The 25481-nt window shown below is 44.0% G+C and carries 24 protein-coding genes; 15 read left to right on the top strand and 9 right to left on the bottom strand.

The genetic code is table 11. The features are described from left to right. The first annotated feature begins 113 nt into the window (after positions 1-113). A complete protein-coding gene (locus tag FTU03_RS04975; protein ID WP_179992218.1) occupies positions 114-1790 on the top strand; it encodes an AMP-binding protein in 1677 nt (558 codons plus the stop codon). A gap of 36 nt (positions 1791-1826) precedes the next feature. Here FTU03_RS04975 and FTU03_RS04970 read toward each other — a convergent pair whose 3' ends face one another. Beyond that, on the bottom strand, positions 1827-2213 hold the full coding sequence (locus FTU03_RS04970; RefSeq protein ID WP_034703874.1) for a hypothetical protein: 387 nt from the start codon (positions 2211-2213) through the stop codon (positions 1827-1829). A gap of 100 nt (positions 2214-2313) precedes the next feature. On the opposite strand from FTU03_RS04970, the gene FTU03_RS04965 reads away from it, so the two are divergent. Next, positions 2314-2712, top strand: coding sequence for an MAPEG family protein (locus FTU03_RS04965; protein WP_166136510.1), 399 nt, complete (start codon positions 2314-2316; stop codon positions 2710-2712). 120 nt (positions 2713-2832) lie between these two features. Next, positions 2833-3369 carry an inorganic diphosphatase gene (gene ppa / locus FTU03_RS04960; RefSeq protein ID WP_034703878.1) on the top strand — a complete coding sequence of 179 codons (537 nt, stop codon included), beginning with the start codon at positions 2833-2835 and terminating at the stop codon, positions 3367-3369. Between the two features lie 100 nt (positions 3370-3469). Here ppa and FTU03_RS04955 read toward each other — a convergent pair whose 3' ends face one another. Then, positions 3470-4819: an OprD family outer membrane porin gene (locus FTU03_RS04955; protein WP_179992217.1), complete on the bottom strand. Its 1350-nt coding sequence runs from the start codon at positions 4817-4819 to the stop codon at positions 3470-3472. A gap of 870 nt (positions 4820-5689) precedes the next feature. Here FTU03_RS04955 and FTU03_RS04950 point away from each other — a divergent pair. Then, positions 5690-6418: a TorF family putative porin gene (locus tag FTU03_RS04950; RefSeq protein ID WP_144723540.1), complete on the top strand. Its 729-nt coding sequence runs from the start codon at positions 5690-5692 to the stop codon at positions 6416-6418. Positions 6419-6465: 47 nt separating this feature from the next. Here the strand turns inward: FTU03_RS04950 and FTU03_RS04945 are convergent, their stop codons facing one another. After that, positions 6466-7956, bottom strand: coding sequence for a YifB family Mg chelatase-like AAA ATPase (locus FTU03_RS04945; protein WP_179992216.1), 1491 nt, complete (start codon positions 7954-7956; stop codon positions 6466-6468). 65 nt (positions 7957-8021) lie between these two features. Next, positions 8022-8249: an accessory factor UbiK family protein gene (locus tag FTU03_RS04940; RefSeq protein WP_166136498.1), complete on the bottom strand. Its 228-nt coding sequence runs from the start codon at positions 8247-8249 to the stop codon at positions 8022-8024. Positions 8250-8527: 278 nt separating this feature from the next. Here FTU03_RS04940 and glnK point away from each other — a divergent pair, with 278 nt between their 5' ends. From glnK to FTU03_RS04905, 7 genes are all read left to right on the top strand, one after another. Further along, the gene (glnK, locus tag FTU03_RS04935; protein WP_004650081.1) at positions 8528-8866 is read left to right on the top strand and encodes a P-II family nitrogen regulator; all 339 of its coding nucleotides are present in this window, start codon (positions 8528-8530) and stop codon (positions 8864-8866) included. A 61-nt stretch (positions 8867-8927) separates the two neighbouring features. Continuing rightward, positions 8928-10343 (top strand): ammonium transporter, encoded by a 1416-nt coding sequence (locus FTU03_RS04930; protein ID WP_159123952.1) that lies wholly within the window; start codon positions 8928-8930, stop codon positions 10341-10343. 139 nt (positions 10344-10482) lie between these two features. Beyond that, the gene (nrdR, locus tag FTU03_RS04925) at positions 10483-10950 is read left to right on the top strand and encodes a transcriptional regulator NrdR (RefSeq protein WP_004787309.1); all 468 of its coding nucleotides are present in this window, start codon (positions 10483-10485) and stop codon (positions 10948-10950) included. A gap of 2 nt (positions 10951-10952) precedes the next feature. After that, the gene (ribD, locus tag FTU03_RS04920) at positions 10953-12041 is read left to right on the top strand and encodes a bifunctional diaminohydroxyphosphoribosylaminopyrimidine deaminase/5-amino-6-(5-phosphoribosylamino)uracil reductase RibD (protein WP_179992215.1); all 1089 of its coding nucleotides are present in this window, start codon (positions 10953-10955) and stop codon (positions 12039-12041) included. Beyond that, positions 12038-13330, top strand: a complete 1293-nt coding sequence (locus tag FTU03_RS04915) for a DNA adenine methylase (protein WP_034703433.1) — start codon at positions 12038-12040, stop codon at positions 13328-13330. The genes ribD and FTU03_RS04915 overlap by 4 nt, the downstream gene beginning before the upstream one ends. A gap of 23 nt (positions 13331-13353) precedes the next feature. Next, a complete protein-coding gene (locus FTU03_RS04910; protein WP_179992214.1) occupies positions 13354-14013 on the top strand; it encodes a riboflavin synthase in 660 nt (219 codons plus the stop codon). A 109-nt stretch (positions 14014-14122) separates the two neighbouring features. Then, positions 14123-14668 carry a VTT domain-containing protein gene (locus FTU03_RS04905; RefSeq protein WP_005233462.1) on the top strand — a complete coding sequence of 182 codons (546 nt, stop codon included), beginning with the start codon at positions 14123-14125 and terminating at the stop codon, positions 14666-14668. Positions 14669-14770: 102 nt separating this feature from the next. On the opposite strand, the gene FTU03_RS04900 is transcribed toward FTU03_RS04905, so the two are convergent. From FTU03_RS04900 to FTU03_RS04890, 3 genes are read right to left on the bottom strand one after another with little or no spacing between them, the layout of a single operon-like run. Next, positions 14771-15385 (bottom strand): hypothetical protein, encoded by a 615-nt coding sequence (locus FTU03_RS04900; protein ID WP_179992213.1) that lies wholly within the window; start codon positions 15383-15385, stop codon positions 14771-14773. Between the two features lie 26 nt (positions 15386-15411). Further along, a complete protein-coding gene (locus FTU03_RS04895; protein ID WP_179992212.1) occupies positions 15412-15819 on the bottom strand; it encodes a DNA polymerase III subunit chi in 408 nt (135 codons plus the stop codon). Beyond that, the gene (locus FTU03_RS04890; RefSeq protein WP_179992211.1) at positions 15812-17260 is read right to left on the bottom strand and encodes a leucyl aminopeptidase; all 1449 of its coding nucleotides are present in this window, start codon (positions 17258-17260) and stop codon (positions 15812-15814) included. Before FTU03_RS04890 ends, FTU03_RS04895 begins: the two co-directional genes overlap by 8 nt. A 156-nt stretch (positions 17261-17416) precedes the next feature. Here FTU03_RS04890 and lptF point away from each other — a divergent pair, with 156 nt between their 5' ends. The 4 genes from lptF (at position 17417) to FTU03_RS04870 (ending at position 22458) form a co-directional block, all read left to right on the top strand. After that, complete coding sequence (gene lptF / locus FTU03_RS04885; RefSeq protein WP_034703425.1) at positions 17417-18517, top strand: LPS export ABC transporter permease LptF; 1101 nt, start codon at positions 17417-17419, stop codon at positions 18515-18517. A 2-nt stretch (positions 18518-18519) separates the two neighbouring features. Further along, positions 18520-19590 (top strand): LPS export ABC transporter permease LptG, encoded by a 1071-nt coding sequence (gene lptG, locus FTU03_RS04880; RefSeq protein ID WP_179992210.1) that lies wholly within the window; start codon positions 18520-18522, stop codon positions 19588-19590. Positions 19591-19714: 124 nt separating this feature from the next. Continuing rightward, complete coding sequence (gene gpmI, locus FTU03_RS04875; RefSeq protein ID WP_179992209.1) at positions 19715-21262, top strand: 2,3-bisphosphoglycerate-independent phosphoglycerate mutase; 1548 nt, start codon at positions 19715-19717, stop codon at positions 21260-21262. 23 nt (positions 21263-21285) lie between these two features. Then, positions 21286-22458: a S41 family peptidase gene (locus tag FTU03_RS04870; protein ID WP_179992208.1), complete on the top strand. Its 1173-nt coding sequence runs from the start codon at positions 21286-21288 to the stop codon at positions 22456-22458. On the opposite strand, the gene FTU03_RS04865 is transcribed toward FTU03_RS04870, so the two are convergent. Together FTU03_RS04865 and FTU03_RS04860 are read right to left on the bottom strand one after the other, a co-directional pair. Then, the gene (locus FTU03_RS04865) at positions 22459-23880 is read right to left on the bottom strand and encodes a sigma-54 dependent transcriptional regulator (RefSeq protein WP_179992231.1); all 1422 of its coding nucleotides are present in this window, start codon (positions 23878-23880) and stop codon (positions 22459-22461) included. A gap of 17 nt (positions 23881-23897) precedes the next feature. Further along, positions 23898-25463: a PAS domain-containing sensor histidine kinase gene (locus FTU03_RS04860; protein ID WP_179992207.1), complete on the bottom strand. Its 1566-nt coding sequence runs from the start codon at positions 25461-25463 to the stop codon at positions 23898-23900. Positions 25464-25481: the final 18 nt, after the last annotated feature.

Raw genomic sequence — 25481 nt, 5'->3', positions numbered from 1 at the left:
TAACGATTCGACAAATGGATGCAATGTTGCACATATACAAGTCTAAAAAATGACGTGCAGCATTGAAAAAAACAGTTGAACTACTAAGGATTATGATTGGAGAGATTGGCATTATGGAAAAAATTTGGTTCGCTGAATACCAAAAAACAGGGATTCCAGAAACTGTAGAATTACCAGCAGAAAATACATCTCTGGTTGATATTTTTGAACGCAATTTCCAAAAATTTGGCTCACGTGATGCCTTTATCTTTATGGATAAGACTTTAACGTTCAATGAGTTGGAAGAAGCTAGTCGTAAATTCGCAGCATATTTACAAAGTTTGGGTCTGGCAAAAGGCACACGTGTTGCCGTAATGATGCCAAACGTTCTTCAGTATCCGGTCGTAGCATTGGGGGTGTTCCGCGCTGGTTTAGTACTGGTGAATGTAAATCCACTGTATACATCACGTGAGCTTGAGCATCAGTTAAAAGATTCTGGTGCTGAAGTTCTCGTCATTATTGAGAACTTTGCCAGCGTTTATCAGTCAATTATTGGCAAAACGCCTGTGAAGCACGTCGTGGTTGCTTCTGTGGGTGACATGCTGGGTGCTTTAAAAGGTACTTTGGTGAACTTTGTATTGCGTTCAGTACGTAAGCAGATTCCGGCATGGGATATTCCAGGCCACATCAAGTTCAATGCAGCCATGAATAAAGTTAACCCAAGCAACTATAAACGCCCTGAATTGACTTTAAGTGATACTGCTGTACTTCAGTACACAGGTGGTACTACTGGTGTTTCTAAAGGTGCTGAACTGACCCATCGTAACTTGGTTGCTAACCTGTTGCAGTGTGACGGTATCTTCCAGAGCAAATTCGGTGCGCAAGATGGCCAGCCAGATGACCGTATTTTCTGTGCTTTACCGCTTTATCACATCTTTGCTTTCATGGTCTGTGCACTTTACGGCATGTATAAAGGTCAGGCGAACGTTCTGATTCCTAACCCGCGTGACCTGCCTGCGGTGATGAAAGAATTACGTAAATACCAGCCAACATTCTTCCCTGCTGTGAACACGCTGTTTAATGCGCTTGTAAACAACGAAGAGTTCAAGCAACTGGATCATAGCCGTTTAAAAATGGCGATGGGCGGTGGTATGGCTGTTCTGCCTTCTACTGCAGAAGCCTGGAAGAAAATTACTGGCACTAACATCATTGAAGGTTATGGCCTGTCTGAAACTTCTCCAGTAGCAACTGCGAACCCACCGGCATCTGAAGCATTTAGCGGTACGATTGGTATTCCGTTACCTTTGACTGAAGTTGCAATTCTGGATGATGACGGTAATGAAGTTGCACTCGGTGAGCAGGGTGAAATCTCAATCCGTGGTCCACAGGTGATGAAAGGCTATTGGAACCGTCCGGATGAAACCGATAAAGTGATGGTAAATGGCTTCTTCCGTACCGGTGATATCGGTGTTATGGATTCACGTGGTTACATCAAAATCGTTGACCGTAAGAAAGACATGATTCTGGTCTCTGGCTTCAACGTTTATCCTTCTGAAATTGAAGAAGTCGTTGCAAAACATCCAAAAGTACTGGAAGTGGCTGCAATTGGTGTACCAGATGAAAAATCAGGTGAAGTGCCAAAACTGTTTGTGGTGAAGAAAGACCCTTCATTGACGACTGAAGAAGTTCTGGCATTTGCAAAAGAAAATCTGACCGGTTATAAACGCCCACGTTATGTTGAATTTATGGATGAATTACCAAAATCTAACGTAGGCAAAATCCTGCGTAAAGATCTACGTAAGACTGCATAAATCCTGCAATAAAAAAAGCGCCTGAGGGCGCTTTTTTTAATTCTCTTTTTTCATTAGCCAGCGGTCGAAGTAAGGACGTCCTACCCCGATCACACCCAAAAAAATAAACATGGTACCAAACTGGCGGTTAAATCCTCTCAAATTAAAACTGCCATAACTGAGAATATTATCTATCAGGCAATAAATGATGATTGCGACCACCCAGTGCCAGATCGGCATGCGTTTGATGCCCACGGCATAGAAGGCAATCCATAAGATGGCAAAGGTAAAGAGGGGAGACCAGATATTCATATTGGCACAAATGACCGCTATCAGAAATGCAACAATCGGCAATACGATTTTTAATACGCGATCCACTTGACGTTGATGCTGGCGCTGTTTCTCGAGGACATCGAACATTTCATTTTGATCAGGGCTGACCATAGTGAATCCTTAATCATTTATAAAAACACTCTATTTAACAAAATTTATTCACGAAACGCCATGCTATGATAGACATAAAAATTCTCAAGAGAAAAATCAGATGCATAGCATTAGTGGGGTTATCTATCTCATTTTGGCAGCTTGTCTTTTACCTTATGTTTTTACCTTGATTGCGAAAAAATCGGCAGGGTTTCGTGCAAAAGACAATCAGAATCCGCGGGCATTTTTAGAAAAGTCTACAGGCCTGGCCAGTCGCGCCAATGCCGCTCAGCAAAATAGCTTTGAAAGCTTACCGCTCTTTATCGCCTCGATTCTGATGGCAGAATATATGGTCGTGCCGCAAAGTCTGGTGATGACCTTTGGGATTGCCTATCTGGTTTTTCGGGTCATCTATGGGATCTGTTATCTGGCGAACTGGTCGACCTTACGTTCAATTGTCTGGCTGTTATCTTTATTATGTCCAATAACCTTACTGCTGTTAATTATCAAAATCTCTTAAGCTTAAAATAAAGCAGGTCGAGATATTTACAGTTCGATATTTTAAAATCAAAAAAAATCTGTAAAAACCGTTATAATTGTCGCGGTTTTTAAAAGATATAACTTGTTAAAGAGTGATGCTATGAGCTACAGCAATATCCCAGCGGGTAAAGATGCGCCAAACGACATCTATGTCATTATCGAAATTCCTGCAAATGCAGCACCAATCAAATATGAAATCGATAAAGATTCTGATGCATTATTTGTAGACCGTTTCATGGGTACAGCAATGTTCTACCCAGCAAACTATGGTTATGTACCAAATACACTTTCTCTAGATGGCGATCCTCTAGACGTATTGGTCGTAACTCCACATCCAGTAGAGCCAGGTTCAGTCATTCGTTGCCGTCCTGTAGGTAAACTGAACATGGAAGATGATGGTGGTGTTGATGCGAAACTGGTTGCAGTTCCACACGACAAACTGACTCCGATCTACAAAGATGTTCAAGAATATACTGATCTTCCTCCGTTGCTGATCAGCCAAATCGAACACTTCTTCCAGCACTACAAAGACTTGGAACCAGGTAAATGGGTTAAGTTAAGTGGTTGGGAAGGTGCTGATGTTGCTAAAAAGGAAGTACTCAGCTCAATTGCAGCTTATGCAGAAGCAAATAAATAATTCATTTGCTTTTCAGTTTAAGTCTTTAACTTTTTAAAACTTAAACAAAAAAACCTGCACAATGTGCAGGTTTTTTATTATGGCTTGAAATTCGGGTGAATTAGAATAATTTCACAGGAATATCTAACCAGATACGCCATTCGTTGGTGTCACCAATGTATCGATCAGCTTGATAATCATCGCTTGCACGGTAGTAAGAGTGACGTAAACGCAAGCTCGCATCTTTAGCAAAACCAGATTGAACAGTATATTTCACCTGGTTAAAGAATTCACGTTCTTGTGCATCGCTAGTTACTAACTGAGAATGATCTGGACTACCTGCTACATCAATATCCCAACCATATACAAATGCGGAAGTCCAAGATAGACCAGGAACATTTACAGCACCGAAGTCAAATGTGTATTGAAGTTGTGCTGATTTTTCATTATTGCCAATGAAGTCAGACAGGTATGAGTTTGGTAGATAAATCGTTTGATGACCATCACCTACACCGCGACCCAAACCATAGTCATAGCCTGTGTTACCAGTATTTTGTTGGTAAGCCACCATGATATTGTGCGGACCAGTATTGTAAGTGGTAGAAATAGCCCAAATATTGTTGCTTAAGTTACTTAAGTCATTTGTGGTATGAGAATAAGTATATGCACCACCGTCAGCTTTTTTATCCCACTCAGTATGATAGCCACTGAAATCGTGAGTTAAAGTGCCGCCATTGGCTACTGCATAGCTATAGTTCGCATTCACATAATGACGGTCTAAACGGTCTTTAATATCTGTACCGTAGTAAGAAGCGTTTAGAGCATCACTAAATTTATATTTCGCGCCCCAAACAACAGCACGATCAAGCTCGTTACCATCAGAGTCGATTTGGTCTGAATATTGGTTTTTAGTAAATTTACCAGCTGTTAATGACAGGTTATCAATTTCATTGCTAGTCACTAATACGCCTTCAAAGTATTCAGGAACGAGACGTGCAGTATTTGATGCCAATACAGGAAGATCTAAAACTTGGGTACCATATACAGCAGTGGTATTAGATACACGAGCTTTCACATAAGCGCCGCCACGAGCCCAATGATCATAAGTATCGCCAGCACCTTTAACGTACTCACCTTTAGCATTGAAACCGTTTTCACGAGGAATCATGCCATTACCGGCATTTTTGTTGTTTCCTAGTTTGAAAGAAGCATCACCGATGATCCCGGCACCAAAGCCGACTACACCTTGAGTAAAGCCAGAATCCAGTTTCACAATTGCAGTCTGTGCAGCTGAACTTGTATCTGCTACGCCATTTTTCTTATCACGAGATAAATAACCAGTACGGAAAAGTACAGATCCTTCTGCGTCTTCTACAAAACCTTTAGACTCACTCTGCTCGCTAGCAAAAGCGGTTGAGATCAATGCAGCCTGAATCAAAACTGCCAATGTTAATTTTTTTGTGTTTTGCATTGGGAGAGAGCCTTATACAAATTGATGGAAATTTTTAGGAATTGTATAAGATTCGCTGAATAAATGTCATTTTTATTTACGATATTCCACTAAAGTCGATGGATTTTTTTTAATCTAAAGTGAATAATGGTAAGAGATCTAACAGTCTAAATCCTGACCATATAGTAAAAAAACAAATAAAAACAAAGATATTTTTTAAATATAAATTCTCTGAAGGGTATGACTCATGAGTGCATCAATAATATTTAAAATTAAAATTCTTAGAATGAAAAAGTTGAGTGTTCAAAATCTTCATTTTCTGTATCAGACTCTTCATTAATAATTTCTTAAAAGTGAGAATTGATTATAAATTATTGAATTTTAATATATAAATATTTAATTTAAATATTTATAAATCCAAAAATGCGCATAGATTTCTGAATAATAAAAAGTCATTCCATGAGCATCACTTTTTCTTGCTTAGCACTATTTTGAACTTTTTAATCCAGAAATTTTCTGAGTTTGAGCAAGAATCGAAAACTCGAATAGAGCAATGTGTTTCTTTACTTTTTATTTCTGCACCTTTTTTTAGCACAAAATTTAATCAAAGCGAAAATAGACTCAAAATGGCGCAACTTGTAAATGATTATGTATAAGACCGAAAAAAGAAAATAAATCCTTGAAAAAGGACCAAGGTTAAAAAGAATCTATTAAAGTGCTTTTTTTAAAAATTTAAATATAATTTAAAAACAAACACCTAGTGCTTTATTTTATTTTTATTCATCAGATTTTAGTTGTTTTATTCCAGATTGGCATAGCTCTTGCAGTTTCGAGCTTGAGTTTAATCAATGACCATAAAAAACGTCTCAGACGATCTGGGGGAGTCACACAATGAAATCAACATTAAAAGTATTATCTCTTGCTTTATTGGGCGCTGCATCTTCTTTTACTTTTGCTGAGGAACCGGCTGCTGAACATACGGTATCTGGAAATATCAGCGTACTTTCAAGCTATAACCTGCGTGGTATTACCAATACGCCAGAAAATAAGGGCGCTACTTTACAGGGGGGGCTGGACTACAATCATGCTTCTGGTTTCTATGCAGGCTGGTGGGGTTCGACATTAGACTATGGTGATGATTTGCCCAATGCCTTTGAAAATGATTTTTATGCGGGCTATAACGGTTCAATCAATGAAGACTGGGGTTATACAGCGGGTTTAACTTATTATTACTATTATGATATTGGCAATACAGGCTCAAATGGTTTTGAAACCATGCTGGGTCTGACGTACAAAGATTTTGGTGTGACTGCTCAAACATTGCTTGAAGATCTTGATTGGGGTAATGCAGGGGATACCTATCTAAAAGGCACCTATAGCTATGCACTGCCAAAAGATTTTAGTCTGGATACTGCACTTGGCCTATATATTTATGCCAAAGATGGCGACATAAAAGGAACAGAAAACAGTTTCGGTTTCCGTCATTTCGATATCGGTCTAAGCAAGCCACTTGCTGATACAGGCATCACCGCCAGCATGAATTATATTTTTGGTGGTTATAACCGTTTTGAAGATAAACAGAAAAATAAAGTGGTATTAGGACTAGGCTACAGCTTCTAATCTTTGGGGTTTAAAAAAGGCGATCTCAGGTCGCCTTTTTTAATATTCTAAATCTGCTGCTGCCCGCGATAAGACAAGGCTTCCGATAAGTGCCCAGTCTGAATATCTGGACTTTGGTTAAGATCGGCAATGGTTCGGGCAACACGCAAAATCCGATGATAGCCTCGTGCTGACAAATTCAGTTTCTGCTGAGCCAGTTCAATCATTTTCTGAGCTGGTGGATCGAGAGGGGCGTATTGTTCTAGTTGCTTTGGACTAAGACTCATGTTCAAGGCATTTTGCCGTTCGATCTGAATATTATAGGCGGTGATCACGCGCTGTCTGACCGTTTCAGAGTTTTCGACAGGTTTATTGTCCTGTAATTCCTGTGCCTGTAAAGGTGGTACGTCAATATGCAGGTCAATCCGATCCAGTAATGGGCCAGAAATCCGGTTCTGATAACGCTTGATGCTTTCAGGTGAACATTGACAGCGGCTGTCCTGATTAAATGCATAACCGCATGGACAAGGATTCATGGCTGCCACCAGTTGAAAATTGGCTGGAAAAGTAATTTGCCGGGAAGCACGTGAGATTACAATTTCTTTGGACTCAAGCGGCTGACGTAATACTTCTAAAACCTTGCGGTCAAACTCAGGCAGTTCGTCTAGAAATAAAACGCCCAAATGTGCCAGTGTGATCTCTCCAGGTTTAGGATGTGAGCCACCGCCGACCAGTGCAATGGCAGACGCAGTATGATGCGGTGCCCGAAATGGCCGCTGGCCAAAGGGATGATTGGCATTGGCAATTGAATAGATACTAGCAACTTCCAGATTTTCCTGAGTATTTAAGGGAGGTAAAATACTGGCGAGGCGCGATGCTAATAAGGTTTTACCTGTACCAGGTGGGCCGCGGAACAGCAGGGAATGGCCACCTGCAGCTGCAATTTCCAAGGCACGTCGTGGTCGCAATTGTCCTTTCACATCCGCAAGATCAAATTTATAAAAAGAGTGCTGATCTAATGGACTGGTCTTAAACGGGGGCAAGGTTTCTGCTTGAGCCAGATGTGCACAGACTTCCTGTAAATGATTGGCAGCAAATACCTGAAAATCCGGAAGCTGAGAGGCTTCCTGAGCATTCGGACTAGGCAAGATCAGTTGATGCTGTGCATGCTGGCAGGCGATTGCAATACTCAGGATTCCTGTTACTGGCCGCAATTGACCATCTAGGGCCAGTTCACCAATAAATTCAAGGTCATCTGTGCAATTTTCTGGAAGCTGCCCTGAGGCCACTAAAATTCCTAGCGCAATCGGCAAGTCCAAACGTGAGCCATCTTTAGGTAGATCGGCAGGTGCCAGATTAATGGTCAGGCGTTTGGTCGGAAACTGAAAGCCGCTATTCAGAATAGCTGATCGAACCCGATCCTTACTTTCCCTGACTGCGGCTTCAGGAAGCCCCACAATGGTGAGGGAAGGCATGCCAGAACTGACATGAACTTCGACTTCAATTAAAGGTGCATGCAGGCCTAACAGGCCTCGCGTATAAATTTTGGCAAAAGACATATTGTTGTCCCAATATAGTGCATTATTTTTATTGTTCTCGTGTCTTTTGTGCACTGTAGTTGTGCTTATTTTTTAATCGAGACTTTTTCTTCTAGCTCTTCGACTTGTTTTAGTAACTCATTTAAACGCTGATTAGCATTATTTAGGGCAGTGCGTTGACGTTCGAGCTCTTCTTTAGACACTAAATCCATTTTACTGACGGCTTCATTGAGCAGGGCACGCAGATTGTGCTCCAGGTCCTTTTTAGGGTGTTCAACTTGCTGCAAAATTGCTTGTAACAGGGTTTCAATCATAATCTGATCCATCGCCATATAAATGCGCGGACAGTGTAGCATTGCTGCAAGAGTGACTTACAGTATTTCAGATAAAATATAGGCTGCTTCGATTAGTAATATTGTAAAAATCCACATAAAAAATATCCAATTTGTGCAGATTCCAATACGTTATAAGTATAAAATAAAAGAGCAAGAAACATCGTGCCGGGCTTTCTAATTTCCCCCGACCTTAGGAATCTTGGCATGAAATTTGAACATAAAACCTTACTGGTGAAATAAGCCGAAGGAAAACAAACATGAAGCTCGTAACTGCAATTGTAAAACCTTTCAAATTGGATGATGTGCGTGAAGCATTATCTGAAATTGGTGTTCAAGGCATCACTGTGACTGAAGTCAAAGGCTTTGGTCGTCAAAAAGGCCATACTGAACTTTATCGTGGTGCTGAATACGTTGTAGATTTCCTACCGAAAGTCAAAATTGAAATCGCAATCAGCGACGAAATGGTTGATTCGGTAATTGAATCAATTACTCGTGTTGCAAGCACTGGCAAAATCGGTGACGGAAAAATTTTCGTAACTAACTTAGAACAAGTCATCCGTATTCGTACCGGTGAAACAGGTGCAGACGCTGTTTAATTTGGCACGAAGTTTGCTGAGTACCTAATAACTCACAAAAAAACATGGTTGGGGGATACGAATGAAAAAAATGCTAATGGCGTTCGGCTTGTCCAGCGCTCTTTTAGGTGGTTCTGTTGCGTGGGCTGAAGAGGCCGTAACAGCACCAACACCTACTGAAGAAGTCGCACTCGTTGCAGAGACTGGCGATACTTCACTTACAACAACAGACACAACTACAGCAGAGATTGCTGAAGTGGCGCCAGCGGAACCAGCAGCGCCTGCAGAAGAAGAAGCTACTCTCGATACTGGCGATACAGCCTGGATTCTCACTTCAACAGCCCTTGTATTACTGATGACCATTCCAGGTTTAGCCCTGTTCTATGGCGGTATGGTCCGTAAGAAAAATGTGCTGGCAACAATGGCACACAGCTTTGTTGCTGCAGCCGTAGTCAGTATTGCCTGGGTCGTGATTGGCTATACATTGGCCTTTGGTGAAGGAAATGCCTTTATCGGCAGTCTGGACAAGCTCATGCTGGCTGGAATAACCACCGATGCGCTTTCAGGCACGATTCCTGAAATCCTGTTCGTGATCTTCCAAATGACGTTTGCCATCATTACGGTTGCCATCATCAGCGGTTCAATTGCGGAACGTATGAAGTTTGGTGCTTTTGTGGCATTCATTGCACTTTGGGTGATTCTGGTTTATGCGCCAATTACTCACTGGGTATGGGGTGGCGGCTGGTTAGGCAACGACGGCGCGCTTGACTTTGCTGGTGGTACAGTCGTTCACATCAACTCAGGTGTAGCGGGTCTGGTTGCAGCCTACATGCTTGGTAAACGTATGGGCCTTGGCCGTGAATCAATGGCGCCACATAACCTGACTTTAACTGTAGTCGGTGCAAGCTTACTTTGGGTAGGCTGGTTCGGCTTCAACGGTGGTTCAGCATTGGGTGCAAATGGTTCTGCAGGTTATGCGCTGATCGTAACTCAAGTTGCAGCAGCGGCAGCAGCGATCTCTTGGTTAATTACTGAAAAAGTAGTACGTGGTAAAGCCTCTGTATTAGGTGGGGCTTCTGGTGCGGTAGCAGGTCTGGTGGTAATTACTCCAGCAGCTGGTTTTGTCACTGTCGGTGGTGCCCTGGCAATGGGTCTGATCGGTGGTGTGGTATGTTTCTGGGGTATTACTGCTCTGAAACGTACACTGAAAGCTGATGATTCTCTGGATGCCTTTGGTTTGCACGGTGTGGGTGGTATCGTTGGTGCGATTCTGACAGCATTCTTCGCAAGCGAATTCATCATGGGTGATGCTGCTCCAGCAAATGTAATGAGCCAACTTTGGGTTCAAGTTGAAGGTGTACTTGCAACCATCGCTTACTCTGCAGTATTAACTTTCGTGATTCTTAAAGTGATTGATCTGATCATCGGTATCCGTGTTTCTTCTGATGATGAACGCATGGGTCTGGACTTAAGTCAACATGGCGAACGCGTAGAATAATCTGCTAAAACAATAATCAATATATTGTGTAAAACAGCTCATCTGGGCTGTTTTTTTTCTATATGTTGCGTAAAACTCTACAAAGTTTGGAATTTTTGCTACACTCGGAAATCATCAGGATTTGTTCAATTAAACCGCTATGCATTGCCCATTTTGCAATACACCAGACAGTAAAGTGATTGATTCACGCCTGGCCGCTGAAGGTTGCCAGATTCGCCGCCGTCGTGAATGCGTCAGTTGTAATGAACGTTTTACCACCTTCGAAAGTTATGAAGTAGTGATGCCGCGTGTCATCAAATCCGATGGCAAGAATGAACCCTTTGATGAAGCCAAATTACGCCGTTCCCTGATGCATGCCTTGCAGAAACGTCCTGTGACGCAAGAACAGATTGAAACGGTGCTCAGTGATATCCAGTTGCAGATTCGCCGTCTGGGTGAGCGTGATGTCAAATCACGTACCATTGGTGAAATTGTCATGCAATCTCTATTTGCACTTGATCATGTCGCTTATGTCCGTTTTGCTTCGGTCTATCAGGATTTCCAGGATGTCGAAGCCTTTCGTCGTCAGATTGAACAGATGCAGCAACGCGGTGAGTTTCAAGAATAAGCATGACTGAACTCACTCAAGATCAAATCTGGATGCGTCGTGCCATTGAGCTGGCACGTCAGGGACAGTACTCTACTAAACCCAACCCGAATGTCGGCTGTGTCATTGTCAAAGATGGCATAGTCGTGGGTGAAGGTTTTCATCCCAAAGCGGGTCAGCCTCATGCGGAAGTCTTTGCCATGCGTCAGGCCGGAGAGCAGGCACGTGGCGCAACAGCATATGTGACTTTGGAACCTTGTGCCCATTATGGCCGTACACCACCATGTGCTAAAGGATTGGTTGAAGCAGGCGTAGCTAAAGTGATTGTGGCTTGTCCTGATCCGAATCCACTGGTCGCTGGCAAAGGTGTGCAAATCCTGAAAGATGCCGGAATCGACGTTGAAGTCGGCATTTGTGAAGATGAAGCACATCCACTGAATGATGGCTTTCTAAAAGCGATGGCGACTGGGATGCCTTATGTCCGTTTGAAAATTGCATCGAGTCTGGATGGCCGTACGGCAATGGCATCGGGTGAATCGAAATGGATTACCGGGCCTGAAGCGCGTCAGGATGTACAGCATTGGCGTGCGATTTCTGGCGCGGTGATTACCGGGATTGAAACTGTATTGGCTGATGACTGTCAGCTCAATGTCCGTAGCCTGAAAGGTATGAATGACATCAGCACGGTAGTTCAGCCCAAACGGATTATTCTGGATCGCCAGGGGCGTTTACCCCTCACTACCAAGATTTTGGAGACTCCAGAAACGGTGATGGTGATGGGGCCTTATCGTCAGGAGCTGGCTGATCTGGGTGTGATCCAATTCGAAATTCAGCCTTTAAAAGAATTATTACAGCAACTGGTTCAGCAGCATCAGATATATGATGTGCTGGTTGAAGCAGGTGCGACTTTATCTACTGCATTTTTACAGGCAGGGCTGGTGGATGAACTCATCAGTTATGTTGCACCGACTTTATTGGGGCAAACTGCGCGTAGTATGTTCAATGCAGAATTCAGCCGAATGGCAGAACAACTTCGATTCAAGTTGCAGGACGTGACCCGTTTGGGTGATGACGTGCGCTTCAGGTTAATTCCCTCTCAAGAGACACTATGAATTCAGAGTCTACGGTTTACCACAAACGTCGCCATGCGGCACGTACCACAGATGAATATCTTTTCCATCAGTTGGTTCCTTATTTGGGGAACAAACGCCGTTTACTACACTTAATTCTGGAAGCACTTGAGAGCACGGGAACCTTAAAACGTGAAGATGGCCGTGCGCCGATTTTTGCCGATTTTTTTGCAGGTTCCGGGGTGGTTTCACGTCTGGCACGTCAAAATGGCTATCGGGTGATTGCCAATGACTGGGAACCCTATAGTCATGCACTCAATCATGCAGTTTTAGCTTGTACTGAAGCACCTGCCTTTAAAGAGCTCGGTGGTTATCAGAAAGCGATTGATTATCTGAACCGTTTGCCTGAAGTTAAAGGCTGGGTGACACATAACCTGTGTCCGCGTAATGATGAGATTTATGATCCGACCCGTGACCGTTTATTCTTCAAACGCCGTAACGGGATGCGTATCGATGCGATCCGTCAGCAGATTGCCACTTGGCAAGCGCAAGGTGCGATTGATGACGTGGAAATGAGTGCTTTGCTGGCACCATTACTTTATTCAGCCAGTTTTGTCAGCAATACCTCAGGCGTATTTAAAAGTTTCCACCATGGTTGGGGCGGTAAAACCCAGACTGCACTAGAACGTATTGAATCTTTACTTTGGTTAACGCCAAGCCGTTTCTGTGAAGATGCTAAGCATCAAGGGCCTGCCGCAGAAATGTGGTGTGTCGATGCCCAGCATCTGGCCAATCAGATGAGTGGTTTTGAAGTCGATGTAGCTTATCTGGACCCACCGTATAACCAGCATGCCTATAGCAGCAACTATCATGTGCTCAATGCTTTAACACTATGGGATCAGGTAGATCTACCGACACCAGATACTAAAGGCTTCAAGAGCGGGATTGACCGCGCTTGGCGTAAAGAACGTCCAAGTCAGTACAACTCATCCAAGCATGCCAAAGAGGCCTATGAAACTTTGTTGGCAACCATTAATGCGCGTTTTATCCTGACCAGTTATTCGACTGATGGTAATATCAGTGCCACAGATTTGCTGCAGGCTAACCTGAAACGTGGCCGTGTAACCTTGCTCACTCAGGATGTGCCACGTTATCGTGTCAGCAAACAGCGCCAGTCTGAACGTGCACGCGTACTGGAATTTATCGTGATTACCGACACGCATGCCAAGTCAGGACCGCCAATCCGTCAATTACTGAGCCAGTTGCATCATTATGCCGAGCTGGGCGGTGTGGATACGACCGGCGTGAGCACCCAGTTGGCCTTGTGGTAAGCGCAGAGAAAAAGGAAATAAAGATGTTTACAGGTATTATTGAAAGTCTGGGCAAGGTCGAGAGCCTGCAAAGCGTTGGCGGTGATGTGCGTTTACGCATCCAGACGGATCTGGATATGTCCGATGTACATCTGGGTGACTCGATTGCCACCAATGGCATCTGTCTGACCGTAATTGACTGGGGTGAGAACTGGTATGCTGCAGACGTATCACGTGAAAGCCTGGACCGGACTACACTGGCTAACTGGAAAGTCGGCCAACCTGTAAATGTCGAAAAGGCGATGCTACCAACTACACGCTTTGGTGGACATATTGTTTCTGGTCATGTCGATGCTGTAGGTGAAATTACGGTGGTACGTTCCGATGCCCGTTCCATTTATTTTGAAGTGACTGCACCAAAAGAAATTGCCAAATATCTGGCAGAAAAGGGCTCTATAACAGTAGATGGTATCAGCCTGACTATCAATCACTTACGTGGAAACATCCTTAGTTTGAATCTGATTCCACATACTGCGGAACGGACCAATATTGGAACCTGGAAAGTGGGCACTAAAGTCAATCTGGAAGTGGATGTACTGGCGCGTTATATCGAGCGTTTATTGCTTGGTGACAAGGCCGCAGAAACTACAGAACAGTCTAAAATCAGCATGGAATTCTTAGCCGAAAATGGCTTTTTGAAATAAATTAGCTGCACAATTACCAGACAATCTAATTGAAAAATTAGACTGTTTTTTTATGTTTCGGGATAATATGTGGCTCAACTCGCGATTTTAGCCCCAGTGGACAGGTCGAATGCTCGATTTTTTACTTCATCTTGAACAGTCTTTACCCTTATTACTGGAGCAGTATGGGGTATGGATCTATGCAATTTTGTTCCTGGTGATTTTTGCGGAAACAGGTTCGCCGTTTTTCTTCTTTTTGCCAGGTGACAGTTTGTTGATTGCTGTCGGTGCGTTGTGTTCCAGCTCTGACCTGATTACCTTGCACTCCATGGGTTTATTACTACTGATTGCTTCGATTCTAGGTTATACCGTGAATTATTATTCGGGTAGAGTACTCGGATTAAAGTATTTCAATGAGCATTCACGGTTTTTCAAACCCGAATATATGGTCAAAACCAATCATTATTTTATGAAACATGGTGGCAAGACGATCTTAATTGCGCGTTTTATTCCCTTTGTACGTTCCTTCGGTCCTTTTGCGGCAGGTTCTGGCCATATGAGCTTTGCGACTTTCAGTTTTTATAATGTAACTGGGGGAATTCTCTGGATCAGCACTTTGCTAGGGGTGGGCTATCTGCTTGGCAATACCGCATTTTTACTGGCTGACTTGTTTTAATTTTAAAGTAGATTTTAGCTAGATAGAATAAGTTTAAACAAGGCAAGCAAGGAGTTAAGGCTGAAAAATAAAAAGACTATTTCAGCCAAATGACTATCAAATTTACTCAGCCAGATCAGAATTTTTCAGAATATAGTCAATTTCTTCTTTGGCTGCAGCGCGTAATTTCTCACGCAGTGTATTGATGGTTTGTTCAATCACAGTTTCTGCTTCGAGTTCCAGACGTAACCGTAAGCTTTCCAGCTCAGATAAAATCTGGGTATCGTCGATATTTAGGCGACCTTTGGCAAAGTCGAGCACCTGATCCGGATTTTTCTGATAACGTGCGGCATAATCCTGAACCTCAGTATCTAGCATATGACGCATTTCAGCCAGCTTCCGGGTCTGCTCGGCAAATTTTCGCTCTTCATCACGGCGTAGCTGTTCGGCATAGGCTTGCTCTTCAGCACGTTTTTCGGCTAAGGCTTTTTCGAGTGCCCGTTGTCTGCGAATACGTGCTTCTTCAATCAGTTCGGCCTTGCGCTGTGCATACGCTGCTTCAATTTTACGCTCAGACTCTTTCTGTAACTGTTGGTCGCGAACGAGCCATTCTTCTACAGCGGTTTCAGGCTTAAGTACTTCACAGATGCGCGAGAGGTCATCGATAAAGGTCTGACGTACAGCCTCAGGCGTGTTTAACCAGCGCTGTTTAAAATCTGGACCTACATTTAATGCCACTTGCATCTCCTTGTTCACGTGATTACTTAGAGCTTAAAGGTATTTGGCTGAATGCCAAAGCGACGATATTGTTTATATTTTTCACGTCCCAGCTGTTTGGCTGGTTCATTGTTTTCAATAATCTCAATAATGTGACTAAATTTCGCATCAGGTTCAAGTGCTTCCGGATTAAAATTAAAAATAATCCAGCCAGGCTGCTCTGGTAATTGAGCCGATATACAAACGGTCGCATCTGGCTGATCGATTCCATGCGGAATAAAGCTGGCAGGATCAAAGTTCCATAGCTTTTCATCCAGTTCCTGCTGTAAGGCAGGATCGGCACACAGCAGCCAGATACGCTCTGGCTGACGCAAAATTTTACGGCATAAACGACAAGTGCTGTCCACTTGTCGTTCAGGGCTTTTTTCAAATAAATAAAAGCTGACCTTAGCCATGCTTTTGAACGCGATTAGCCAGGAATTGCATTAATAGAGGTACTGGACGGCCAGTTGCGCCTTTATTTGGACCTGAATTCCATGCAGTACCTGCAATATCCAAGTGAGCCCAGCGATATTCACGCGTAAAACGTTGCAGGAAGCATGCAGCTGTTACAGAACCGGCTTTAGGGCCACCAATATTGGCAATATCAGCAAATGGTGAATCCAGTTGTTCCTGATAGTCGTCCAGTACTGGCATGCGCCATACACGGTCAAATGCATTTTGGCCGGCGGTTTCAAGCTCTGCAGCCAGCTCATTGTCTGGCGTAAACATACCGGTCAAGACTGAACCTAAGGCCACTACACAAGCACCGGTTAGAGTTGCAATATCAATCACCAGGGCAGGGTTGAAGCGTTTCACATAAGTTAGCGCATCACAGAGTACCAGACGGCCTTCAGCATCAGTATTTAAAATTTCAACAGTTTGACCACTCATGGTGGTTACAATGTCACCTGGACGGGTGGCTTTGCCCGATGGCATATTTTCCGCTGCAGCAATCGCACCTACCACATGAATTGGTAAACGAGATTCGCATAGTGCACGAAGCGTGCCCAGAACTGAAGCTGCACCGCACATATCGTATTTCATTTCATCCATGCCAGCGCCTGGTTTTAATGAAATACCGCCGGTATCAAAAGTAATGCCTTTACCCAGTAATACAACTGGTGCTTCTTCACGATGAGCCAGATATTCAATTGTAATAATACGGCCTGGACGGTCTGAACCTTTGCTAACTGCAAGGAAGGCACCCATACCAAGGTCAGCCATTTGCTGTTCATTAAGTACAGTTACTTTAAGCAGGTCCGGATATTGAGCCGCCAGCGCTTGCGCCTGTTCTGCCAGATATTCTGGGAAACAAATATTGCCAGGACGATTACCCAGATCACGCGCCAGATTCTGACCAGTCTGAACGGCCTGAATCAATTGCAACTGTTCAGCTGTTAGCGGAGTTTCGGCAGCGATGAAATCAATCTGCTGCAGAATAAATTCGTTCTTTTTTGACTTGTATTCGTCATAGCCGTAGCTGGCTTGAGTTAAAGCCAATGCAAACAGATAGTGCAATTCTTGTGGAAGTTGTGTCAGATCAACAGAAATCTGTTTGAATTTTTTTTGAGAGCCTTTAATAATGGCTTGGGCAATTTTCGCCAGTTTTCCCGCTTGTAATTCGGCAGTCTTGCCGAGGCCGATCAGGGCCGCATGCTGAGACTGGCTGACCTGTCCAATCAGGCTTAAACTTTCTGCCAGACCAGCCTTGAATTGAGATGCTTTAATTAATGTATCTAGGCTGTTGATTTGGTATGTTGATGCAGCGCTCTGAATCTGTTCTGAGTCGACTAAAATCAACAAAGATTGACTTGATCCATTCTCTGGGAATGACGTATTAATTGTAAGGTTCATATCTTGTTTTCACGCCTGTTTAGATTTGCAAATCATTCAAGCATTGAAACATTTATCCGAATAGATTTTCAATGGGCAGAGCCACCTAGGTTTTATATTTTTGCTATTCGGGTAAACTAGCACTCGTTTTATGGAGCTCATTTTGGAAGAACTAATTTGATTATTCGGCGTTATCTGGTCAAGCAAGTGGTATCGACCTCCTTGGTGGTGATTGCCTTACTGACCCTTATCATGATGGGCGGTCGTTTGATCAAGTATTTTGGTGTGGCCGCACAGGGGCGTCTGGATGCTGGAATCCTGTTCAGCATCATTGGTTATCGTTTGCCTGAATTCCTGACCTTGATTCTTCCACTTGGGTTCTTTATTGGCTTAATGCTGGTCTTTGGTCGTCTCTATGTTGATCATGAGATGGCGGTCTTAAATGGTAGCGGAATTAGCCGGCATCAGCTGGCACGTCTTTTGATTCCGATGACTTTGGTCTATCTCCTTGCACAAGGCTTTCTCATGTTGTGGGCTTCACCGTGGGGGATTCGACAGTTCGAAGCCTTGACCAGTGAGCAGGCAGTACGAACCGGCTTTGATCTGGTTCGGCCCAAAGAATTTATCTCTTCCGGACCTTATACCATTTATGCCGGAGATCTATCCGAAGATCGCAAAAACCTGAAAGATATCTTCTTCTATCAGCGTGCGGAAAAAGAAGGCAAGCCAGATGTGATGATTCTGGCGCAGGAAGCGACCCGAATTGAAATGCCGAATGATGCGGCCAATGTGGTCGATCTCGTCAATGGCCGCCGCTATGAAATTTATCCAGGCACGCCGCAATATACCCAGGCTGAATTTGAAAGCTATCGTTTACGGATCGAAAGTGATAAAGAAGCAGAACTGGCCAGTGATGAAGTCGAGGCCTTGCCGACCGGACAGCTTTGGAAAAACCGTCAGGATCCGGTGGTAGCCAGTGAGCTTGGCTGGCGTGTCTTTGTACCATTTGCCATTGTAATTGCCCTGATTTTGTCTGTAGCCCTGTCTGAAGTGAGCCCACGTCAAGGTCGCTATCTCAAATTATTCCCGGCACTGATGATCTTTGCCAGCCTGATCGTCGCCCTGATGGCGATCAAAACCCGGGTCAGCAAGGCGGAAATGGGCATTTGGGCTTATCCATTGGTCCTGATCATATATGCCATAGCCGGTGCATTGTTCTCACGTAAACAGAATTTGGCGCCAAAAATTAAAAAACGGATTCAGCGAGTGAGGTCTTAACAATGTTAGCACGTCGTATAGTTGCCAAACATGTGACCGGAACCACCGCGCTGGCGATGCTTGGGGCAACCGCTGTTCTTTCAGGTCTGCAGGTCTTATTTACGTATTTAGGTGAATTGGGTTCCCTGAAAGAAGGCTATGGTGCCTGGGATGCCTTGAAATATGTACTCTGGGGGGCACCGAATTATCTTTATGAAATCCTGCCAATTTCGGCACTGATTGGCGCGGTACTCGGTTTAGGTACATTGGCTTCCAATAGTGAACTGATCATAATGCGTTCAGTCGGAGTCAGTCTGTGGCGGATTGTCGGCTGGGTGATCCGTTCAGCATTGCTATTGGTCGTATTATCGTTTGCCCTGAGTGAGTGGGTGATTCCATATACCAATGAACAGGCCAAAGCAGTCAAAAGCTATAACAAGCCGGTAAAAATTGGTGAAGTGAAAGGTTACTGGACGCGTGAGGGTAATCGCTTTATCTATATTGATTATGCCAACGCCAAAGGCCAGCTGAAAAATGTACAGATGCTGGACTTTGATGATAATTACCGTCTGCAGGGTACTCTGGATGGCAAACAGGGTGAGTTTGTCAAAGATGGGGCCTGGAAACTAGATAGCACAGAACAGTTTGATATTTTACAAAATGGCAATGCGACACTAGTACAGCATGATGAGCAACCACTGGCTTTGGCCTTGCAGCCGAAATATGTGCATATGGTGACGATTGATCCGGAAGATTTATCGCCAAGCCAGCTGGTGAGCTTTATGAGCTATATGCATGAATATAGTCAGGTACCTAAAACCTATCAGCTGGCTTTCTGGCAGAAAGTCGGTTCGCCATTTGCCCTGATTGCGCTGGTAGTGATTGCCTGTTCATTTATCTTTGGGCCATTGCGTCAGCAATCGATGGGCTTCCGTTTGGTGATTGCGTTATTCGCAGGGTTAGGCTTCTTCTATCTGCAGGATTTTCTCGGTTATGCCAGTCTGGTCTATGCGCCGTCACCGGCATGGTTTGTATTTATTCCTATTTTGCTGATGTTTGCTATTGGCGGCTACTTGCTCCATCGGGCCCGCTAAACTACAGGAAAATAGAAGAAATCAATCGCAACAAGAGGCTTAAACCATCGTCTGGTCATGGCCTCTTTTTGCAAAATTCGGTAAACTAGAGCGATTAATTCGTAGACGAAAAGAGTATTTCATTATGACGGATGCAACTGCTGGCAAAATCCCTCACGTTTTGGTGATTATGGATGGTGTGGGTCATCGCGAAGCGGTCGAAGACAATGCGTTTTTAGCGGCTAAACGACCAAATTTAACTGCTATACAGGAAAAGCATCCGCATGGTTTGATCTCAGGTTCAGGTGAAGATGTCGGCCTGCCTGATGGTCAGATGGGGAACTCTGAAGTCGGTCATATGAATCTTGGTGCTGGCCGTGTGCTGTATCAGGACTTTACCCGTATTACCAAAGATATCCGTACTGGGGCTTTCTTCGAACATGAAGTGCTGGTAGATGCGGTTGAGAAAGCCAAAGCAGCAAATGGCGCAGTCCACATTATGGGTCTGTTGTCTGAAGGCGGTGTGCACTCACACGAAGATCATATCGTGGCGATGGCTGAACTGGCTTTAAAACGCGGTGCTCAGGTTTATCTGCATGCGTTTCTCGATGGCCGTGATACACCACCAAAAAGTGCGCAACCCTCTTTAGAAAAACTGGATGCATTATTTGCTCAATATCCGGGCCAGGGTCGTATTGTCAGCATGATCGGTCGTTATTTTGCCATGGACCGTGACAACCGTTGGGATCGTGTAGAGCAAGCGTATCGTCTGCTGACTGAAGGTGAAGCAATGCGTACTGCAGCTACTGCAGTTGAAGGTCTGGAACAGGCTTATGCTGCAGAGGAATCAGATGAATTCGTAAAAGCGACTCGCATTGGCGACACTGTGAAGATTCAGGATGGCGACAGCGTCGTATTCATGAACTTCCGTGCTGACCGTGCCCGTGAATTGACTCGTGCCTTTGTTGAAAAAGATTTTGCCGGTTTTGAACGTAAGGTTGTACCGAATCTGGCGAAATTCGTAATGTTGACCCGTTATCAGGCGACCATTGATGCACCAGTAGCCTATATGCCAGAAGCGCTGGTAAATTCTTTAGGTGAGTATCTGTCGAACCTGGGTAAAACTCAGCTACGTATTGCAGAAACCGAGAAATATGCGCATGTAACGTTCTTCTTTAGCGGTGGCCGTGAAGATGAATATCCAGGTGAAAAACGTATCCTGATCCCATCTCCAAATGTTGCGACTTATGACCTGAAACCGGAAATGAGTGCCTATGAAGTAACAGATGAACTGGTGGCAGCGATCAATTCAGGCGAGTTTGACCTACTGGTTGTGAACTATGCCAATGGTGATATGGTCGGCCATACTGGTGTATTTGATGCAGCAGTGAAAGCCGTTGAAGCCGTGGATACTTGCTTAGGCCGAGTTTATGAAGCTGTGATGGCGAAAAAAGGTCATATGATTATTACTGCAGACCATGGTAATGTGGAGCAGATGCAGGATTATCAGAGCGGTCAGGTACATACTCAGCATACCACTGAACTGGTTCCATTTATCTATGTGGGTCCAAGCTCTGCAACAATCGCAGAAGGTGGCGTACTGGCTGATGTTGCACCAACCCTGCTGAACTTGATGCAAATTCCGGTACCAGCTGAAATGCAGGGTCGCAATCTTATTGAGCTGCATGCTTAATCTTTTATAAAACAGGTATAAGAATGATAAAAACACATGGCAAGTCTGTAGTCTTATCCTGCTTACTGATGTGTTTGAGTCATTCCGCATGGAGTGCTGTTTCGACCGAGATGGCACTCGATGAACTGGAAATGGATGAACAGGTCTATAATGAAATTCCTGTTACATCCATCCAGGAATTTGTTCAGATTTATGGCATCGTCAAAGATAATTATATTCAAGACAAAAATGACGATGTGCTTTTCCAGCAAGCCATTCAAGGTTTGGTGAGCGGCCTGGACCGCTATTCCCGCTATTTATCTCCTGAAGACTATAAACAGCTGCGTGAATATACTGAAGGTGATCTGGCCAGTATTGATTTTGATCTGCATTTTAATCCACAGCTAAAACAATGGATGGTACAAGGCTTAAGTCTGGATGCTGATTCTGCCAAACAAGGCCTTCGCAATGGTGTCACAGTTTACAAGATTGATGATCAGGTCTTGAGTGCGCTGAAACGTGAGCAAGTGCGAGATTTATTAACCGGTGCCATTGGCTCTACTTTAACGCTTCAGCTTTCTGCGCAAAGTGTACCGATTACACTGGTCCGCAATACCAAAGTGGATACCGAGATTAAATCGACCTTACACAGCAATCAGGTTCTAGTACTGCAAGTAAAAGTCTTCCAGCAGGATACTGCTAATGAAATCAAGCGAATTATTGAAAGTTATTCAACCAATCGCCTGAAAGCAGTGCTGTTTGACTTACGTAATAATCCGGGTGGTTTATTGTCTGCGGCTGTTGAATCAGCAGATTTGTTCCTGAATCAGGGCATTATTGTTTCGACCAAGAGCCGTTCTGAAGGTAATCAGCAATTTCAGGCACTTCCAGGAATTGAATTTCAAAATCTGAAAGTCGGGATTCTGATCAATAACCGTTCGGCTTCCGCTGCAGAAGTATTTACTGCTGCTCTGAAAGAACATAATCGTGCCTGGGTGGTAGGGGAAAAGAGCTATGGCAAAGGGGTGGTGCAGAAACTGTTTCCTTTGAGCAATGGCTCTGCTTTGCAGATGACTGTATCGCAATACTTTAGCCCGAGCGGCAATATGATTGAAGGACAGGGGATTCAGCCACATTTCACCTATCCTCTCGGTCAGGATGCGCGTGAGGAGAGCTATCTGGATCACGTCACAGACTTGCTGCTCCTGCAGAAATAATTATTCCTCTTCTTCGGTATCCAGTCCGAATTTTTTCAGACGATAACGTAAAGAGCGAAACGACATACCGAGTTTTTTGGCGGCCAATGTACGATTCCAATGCGTCAGATTCAAAGCATTCAGCAGAATTTCTTTTTCAATCTTTTCTAAATACAGTTCCAGACCTTCCTCGGGGAGTTTCTTGGGAATAATGATCTGATCCGTAGATGAGGTCGGCTCTGCCAGATTTGCCGTTTCTGATTGGACGGATACCGTATGACGCAGTGGAGCAGTTTGCAGATGCTGAAGATCAATCTTGTCTTCATCACTCAAAGTAATGGCACGTTCAATGATATTGCGCAGTTCACGCACATTGCCCGGATAATATTGCTCCAGTAAAAATTCTTTACTCCGTTCCGTTAGCTTTTTCGCAGGAATCTCCCATTCCTGACAGATCTTTTGAATAAAATGCTCAGCGAGGAGCAGAATATCCTGGCCGCGCTCACGTAGTGGTGGTAAGACCAGATCCATCACGTGAATACGGAAGAACAAATCCTGACGGAATTTGCCTTGTTGTACCAGCGCATCGAGATCCTGGTGGCTGGCACTAACGACACGGAAATCGACATCAATTTCAGTATCGGAACCGACGGGACGAATGCGTTTTTCCTGGACGGCACGTAACAGTTTAACCTGCATAGATAGCGGTAATTCGGCGATTTCATCTAAGAACAAACTACCTCCATGGGCAGACTGAATTAGTCCTTGTTTGTCCTGAGTCGCGCCAGTAAAGCTGCCTTTCTTGTGGCCAAACAGTTCACTTTCCATTAATTCAGTCGGGATTGCACCGCAGTTAATCGCGATAAAAGGTCCTTCATTGCGGTTACTAAGACGATGGACCAGATTGGCCACCACTTCTTTCCCGGTCCCTGATTCACCAGTAATAAATACCGGAGCTTGAGAACGGGCAATTTTTTTCAAGGTGACCCGCAATTGCTGAATAGGCAGAGATTGTCCAATCAGCAATTTATGTTCTAATGAATCATTGGAATTATTCTGATAATAGTCTACTGGTTTATTCAGTGCTTTTTGCAGCAGTTGTTCCAGATGCTTTTGATTGATCGGTTTGCTAACAAAGTCAAATGCACCTGCCTTGAGTGCAGCAATAGCAATATCCATATTGCCATAAGCCGTTAGAACAGCTACCGGAAGGTGAGGGGAATGCTGGTTAATCCAGTCCAGTAATTGCAGACCATTGCCATCAGGAAGATTTAGATCTGTCAGACAGGCATCATATTGATGATCCCTAAGACATTTTTTTGCATCTTCCAGACGATGGGCAATATGCGTACGGATTCCCATGCGCATCAATGACATTTGCATGAGGGTACATAGATCTTCCTCATCATCCACCAATAAAACCAGTGGTTGTTGTTCCACAATATTTCCCCTTATTCCTTTTATGCTGTCACACGTTGACAGCTAATCCGAAAGCATGCGCCCTGTTCTTGTGAAATGTAGTTGAGTTGTGCCTGATTGGCTTCACAAAAACTGTGTGATAAATATAGTCCGAGTCCCGTTCCATGGATAGACGTGCTGAAAAAAGGTTTAAATAATAATTCCTGATCATGGGTGGCAACACCAGAGCCAAAATCCCGGACATCTATCCATACCTTATGTTCATATGGGTGAATATTCAATTGAATATGGGACGAATCCGGTGAATTATGCCGGATGGCATTACGAATCAGGTTAATTAGAATCTGACGTAACTGGGCTTCATCGAACTGAATTGCCAGTGGTACATCAATATTAAATTGAATCTGGTCCGCCACATCTGCTAAATCCTCCTGAATAAACAGTAGGATAAATTCATTCAGCTGAATTACGACCGGATGGGTTTCCTTGTTTTTCACCATATTCAGGGTGTCCTGAATAATCCGATCAATACGGGTAGCCTGTCGGCTGATCATCTGATGCAGAACTTGTTGCTGTTCAGGTTCAGAATCGAGATAAAGATCATTGGCCTGTACAATGGCAGCCAGAGGATTGCGAATTTCATGGGCAATACTGGCGGAAAGCTGGCCTAGAGCAGCAAGCTTTAACTGTTGCACCTGCTGATTAAGTTTGCGGGCATCTTGCAGCACGAGGAGCGTCAGAGTCTGATGCGGTACAATCAGCTTTTGTACCTGCACGTGAATATTATAACGACTCTGCTGGGATTCAAATTGAAACCGCTCGCCATTTTCCAGATTCTCAAAACGGATCAGTTCAAACAGGTCATTTTGAGATTGGTATAACGAAAATCTTTCATGGGCATACATTGGCTCAATGCCGAGCAGATGACAGGCAGCCGGATTACTGAGCACCACATGGTAATTCTCATCTAAGACCAGATAGCCGGTTTCAATCTGTTCCAAAATATAGCGGTTAATATTTTGTAAGCGATATAGTTCCAGCGATTGAGAAAAATTCAGGTTTTCCAGAATCTGAAAGCGCCGTACCGCAATTTGTCCTGAGCCATAGACGACAAAAAACAAAAAGGCCAGCAGGGCACTATTCCCGATATTGGTAAGCGAGGAAAAGGCAAAAATACTGCCGATAAAATGCTGGTAGATGATACTAATCACCGCAATCAGGGTGATGATCAGGGCCTTCTTGGCATCGAGCAATAATGAGGCTGAAAAAATGGTAATAACAAAAATCAGTCCGAGATGCACGTTTGGACCCTGACTGGCCAAGGTCAATAAACTGAGAAAAAAGACATCGCTGGCAAAAATCAGAATGAACTGCGGCTGAATCAGGCGCTTTACCCATCTCAGCGTAAACAGCTGCACAGTATTGACGGCGACGCTAATCATTAAGGCATAGTGATAGAGTTTAGGATACTGATAATCTGTAGTCATATCAGGATAAGTCAGCAGAAAAATCAGCAACAGACCCGTGCTGATAATCAGGCGGTAGGCGCTATACCATAGGCCCAGATGATATTGATTCAGTTCAGAATAACTGGATGTTTGCGCCATAGGAACCGCATTAAGCAG

It is taken from the genome of Acinetobacter sp. YH12046, assembly GCF_013419905.1.
Taxonomy (GTDB): domain Bacteria; phylum Pseudomonadota; class Gammaproteobacteria; order Pseudomonadales; family Moraxellaceae; genus Acinetobacter.
Note: the sequence above shows the minus strand (reverse complement) of the source record. Positions and strands in the feature narration are given on the sequence as shown.

What these genes read in the sequence shown, in the direction of transcription:
- FTU03_RS04975 (WP_179992218.1), top strand. Translation starts at nt 114, where the DNA reads ATGGAAAAAATTTGGTTCGCTGAATACCAAAAAACAGGGATTCCAGAA.
- FTU03_RS04970 (WP_034703874.1), bottom strand. Translation starts at nt 2,213, where the DNA reads ATGGTCAGCCCTGATCAAAATGAAATGTTCGATGTCCTCGAGAAACAG.
- FTU03_RS04965 (WP_166136510.1), top strand. Translation starts at nt 2,314, where the DNA reads ATGCATAGCATTAGTGGGGTTATCTATCTCATTTTGGCAGCTTGTCTT.
- ppa (WP_034703878.1), top strand. Translation starts at nt 2,833, where the DNA reads ATGAGCTACAGCAATATCCCAGCGGGTAAAGATGCGCCAAACGACATC.
- FTU03_RS04955 (WP_179992217.1), bottom strand. Translation starts at nt 4,819, where the DNA reads ATGCAAAACACAAAAAAATTAACATTGGCAGTTTTGATTCAGGCTGCA.
- FTU03_RS04950 (WP_144723540.1), top strand. Translation starts at nt 5,690, where the DNA reads ATGAAATCAACATTAAAAGTATTATCTCTTGCTTTATTGGGCGCTGCA.
- FTU03_RS04945 (WP_179992216.1), bottom strand. Translation starts at nt 7,956, where the DNA reads ATGTCTTTTGCCAAAATTTATACGCGAGGCCTGTTAGGCCTGCATGCA.
- FTU03_RS04940 (WP_166136498.1), bottom strand. Translation starts at nt 8,249, where the DNA reads ATGATTGAAACCCTGTTACAAGCAATTTTGCAGCAAGTTGAACACCCT.
- glnK (WP_004650081.1), top strand. Translation starts at nt 8,528, where the DNA reads ATGAAGCTCGTAACTGCAATTGTAAAACCTTTCAAATTGGATGATGTG.
- FTU03_RS04930 (WP_159123952.1), top strand. Translation starts at nt 8,928, where the DNA reads ATGAAAAAAATGCTAATGGCGTTCGGCTTGTCCAGCGCTCTTTTAGGT.
- nrdR (WP_004787309.1), top strand. Translation starts at nt 10,483, where the DNA reads ATGCATTGCCCATTTTGCAATACACCAGACAGTAAAGTGATTGATTCA.
- ribD (WP_179992215.1), top strand. Translation starts at nt 10,953, where the DNA reads ATGACTGAACTCACTCAAGATCAAATCTGGATGCGTCGTGCCATTGAG.
- FTU03_RS04915 (WP_034703433.1), top strand. Translation starts at nt 12,038, where the DNA reads ATGAATTCAGAGTCTACGGTTTACCACAAACGTCGCCATGCGGCACGT.
- FTU03_RS04910 (WP_179992214.1), top strand. Translation starts at nt 13,354, where the DNA reads ATGTTTACAGGTATTATTGAAAGTCTGGGCAAGGTCGAGAGCCTGCAA.
- FTU03_RS04905 (WP_005233462.1), top strand. Translation starts at nt 14,123, where the DNA reads ATGCTCGATTTTTTACTTCATCTTGAACAGTCTTTACCCTTATTACTG.
- FTU03_RS04895 (WP_179992212.1), bottom strand. Translation starts at nt 15,819, where the DNA reads ATGGCTAAGGTCAGCTTTTATTTATTTGAAAAAAGCCCTGAACGACAA.
- FTU03_RS04890 (WP_179992211.1), bottom strand. Translation starts at nt 17,260, where the DNA reads ATGAACCTTACAATTAATACGTCATTCCCAGAGAATGGATCAAGTCAA.
- lptG (WP_179992210.1), top strand. Translation starts at nt 18,520, where the DNA reads ATGTTAGCACGTCGTATAGTTGCCAAACATGTGACCGGAACCACCGCG.
- gpmI (WP_179992209.1), top strand. Translation starts at nt 19,715, where the DNA reads ATGACGGATGCAACTGCTGGCAAAATCCCTCACGTTTTGGTGATTATG.
- FTU03_RS04870 (WP_179992208.1), top strand. Translation starts at nt 21,286, where the DNA reads ATGATAAAAACACATGGCAAGTCTGTAGTCTTATCCTGCTTACTGATG.
- FTU03_RS04860 (WP_179992207.1), bottom strand. Translation starts at nt 25,463, where the DNA reads ATGGCGCAAACATCCAGTTATTCTGAACTGAATCAATATCATCTGGGC.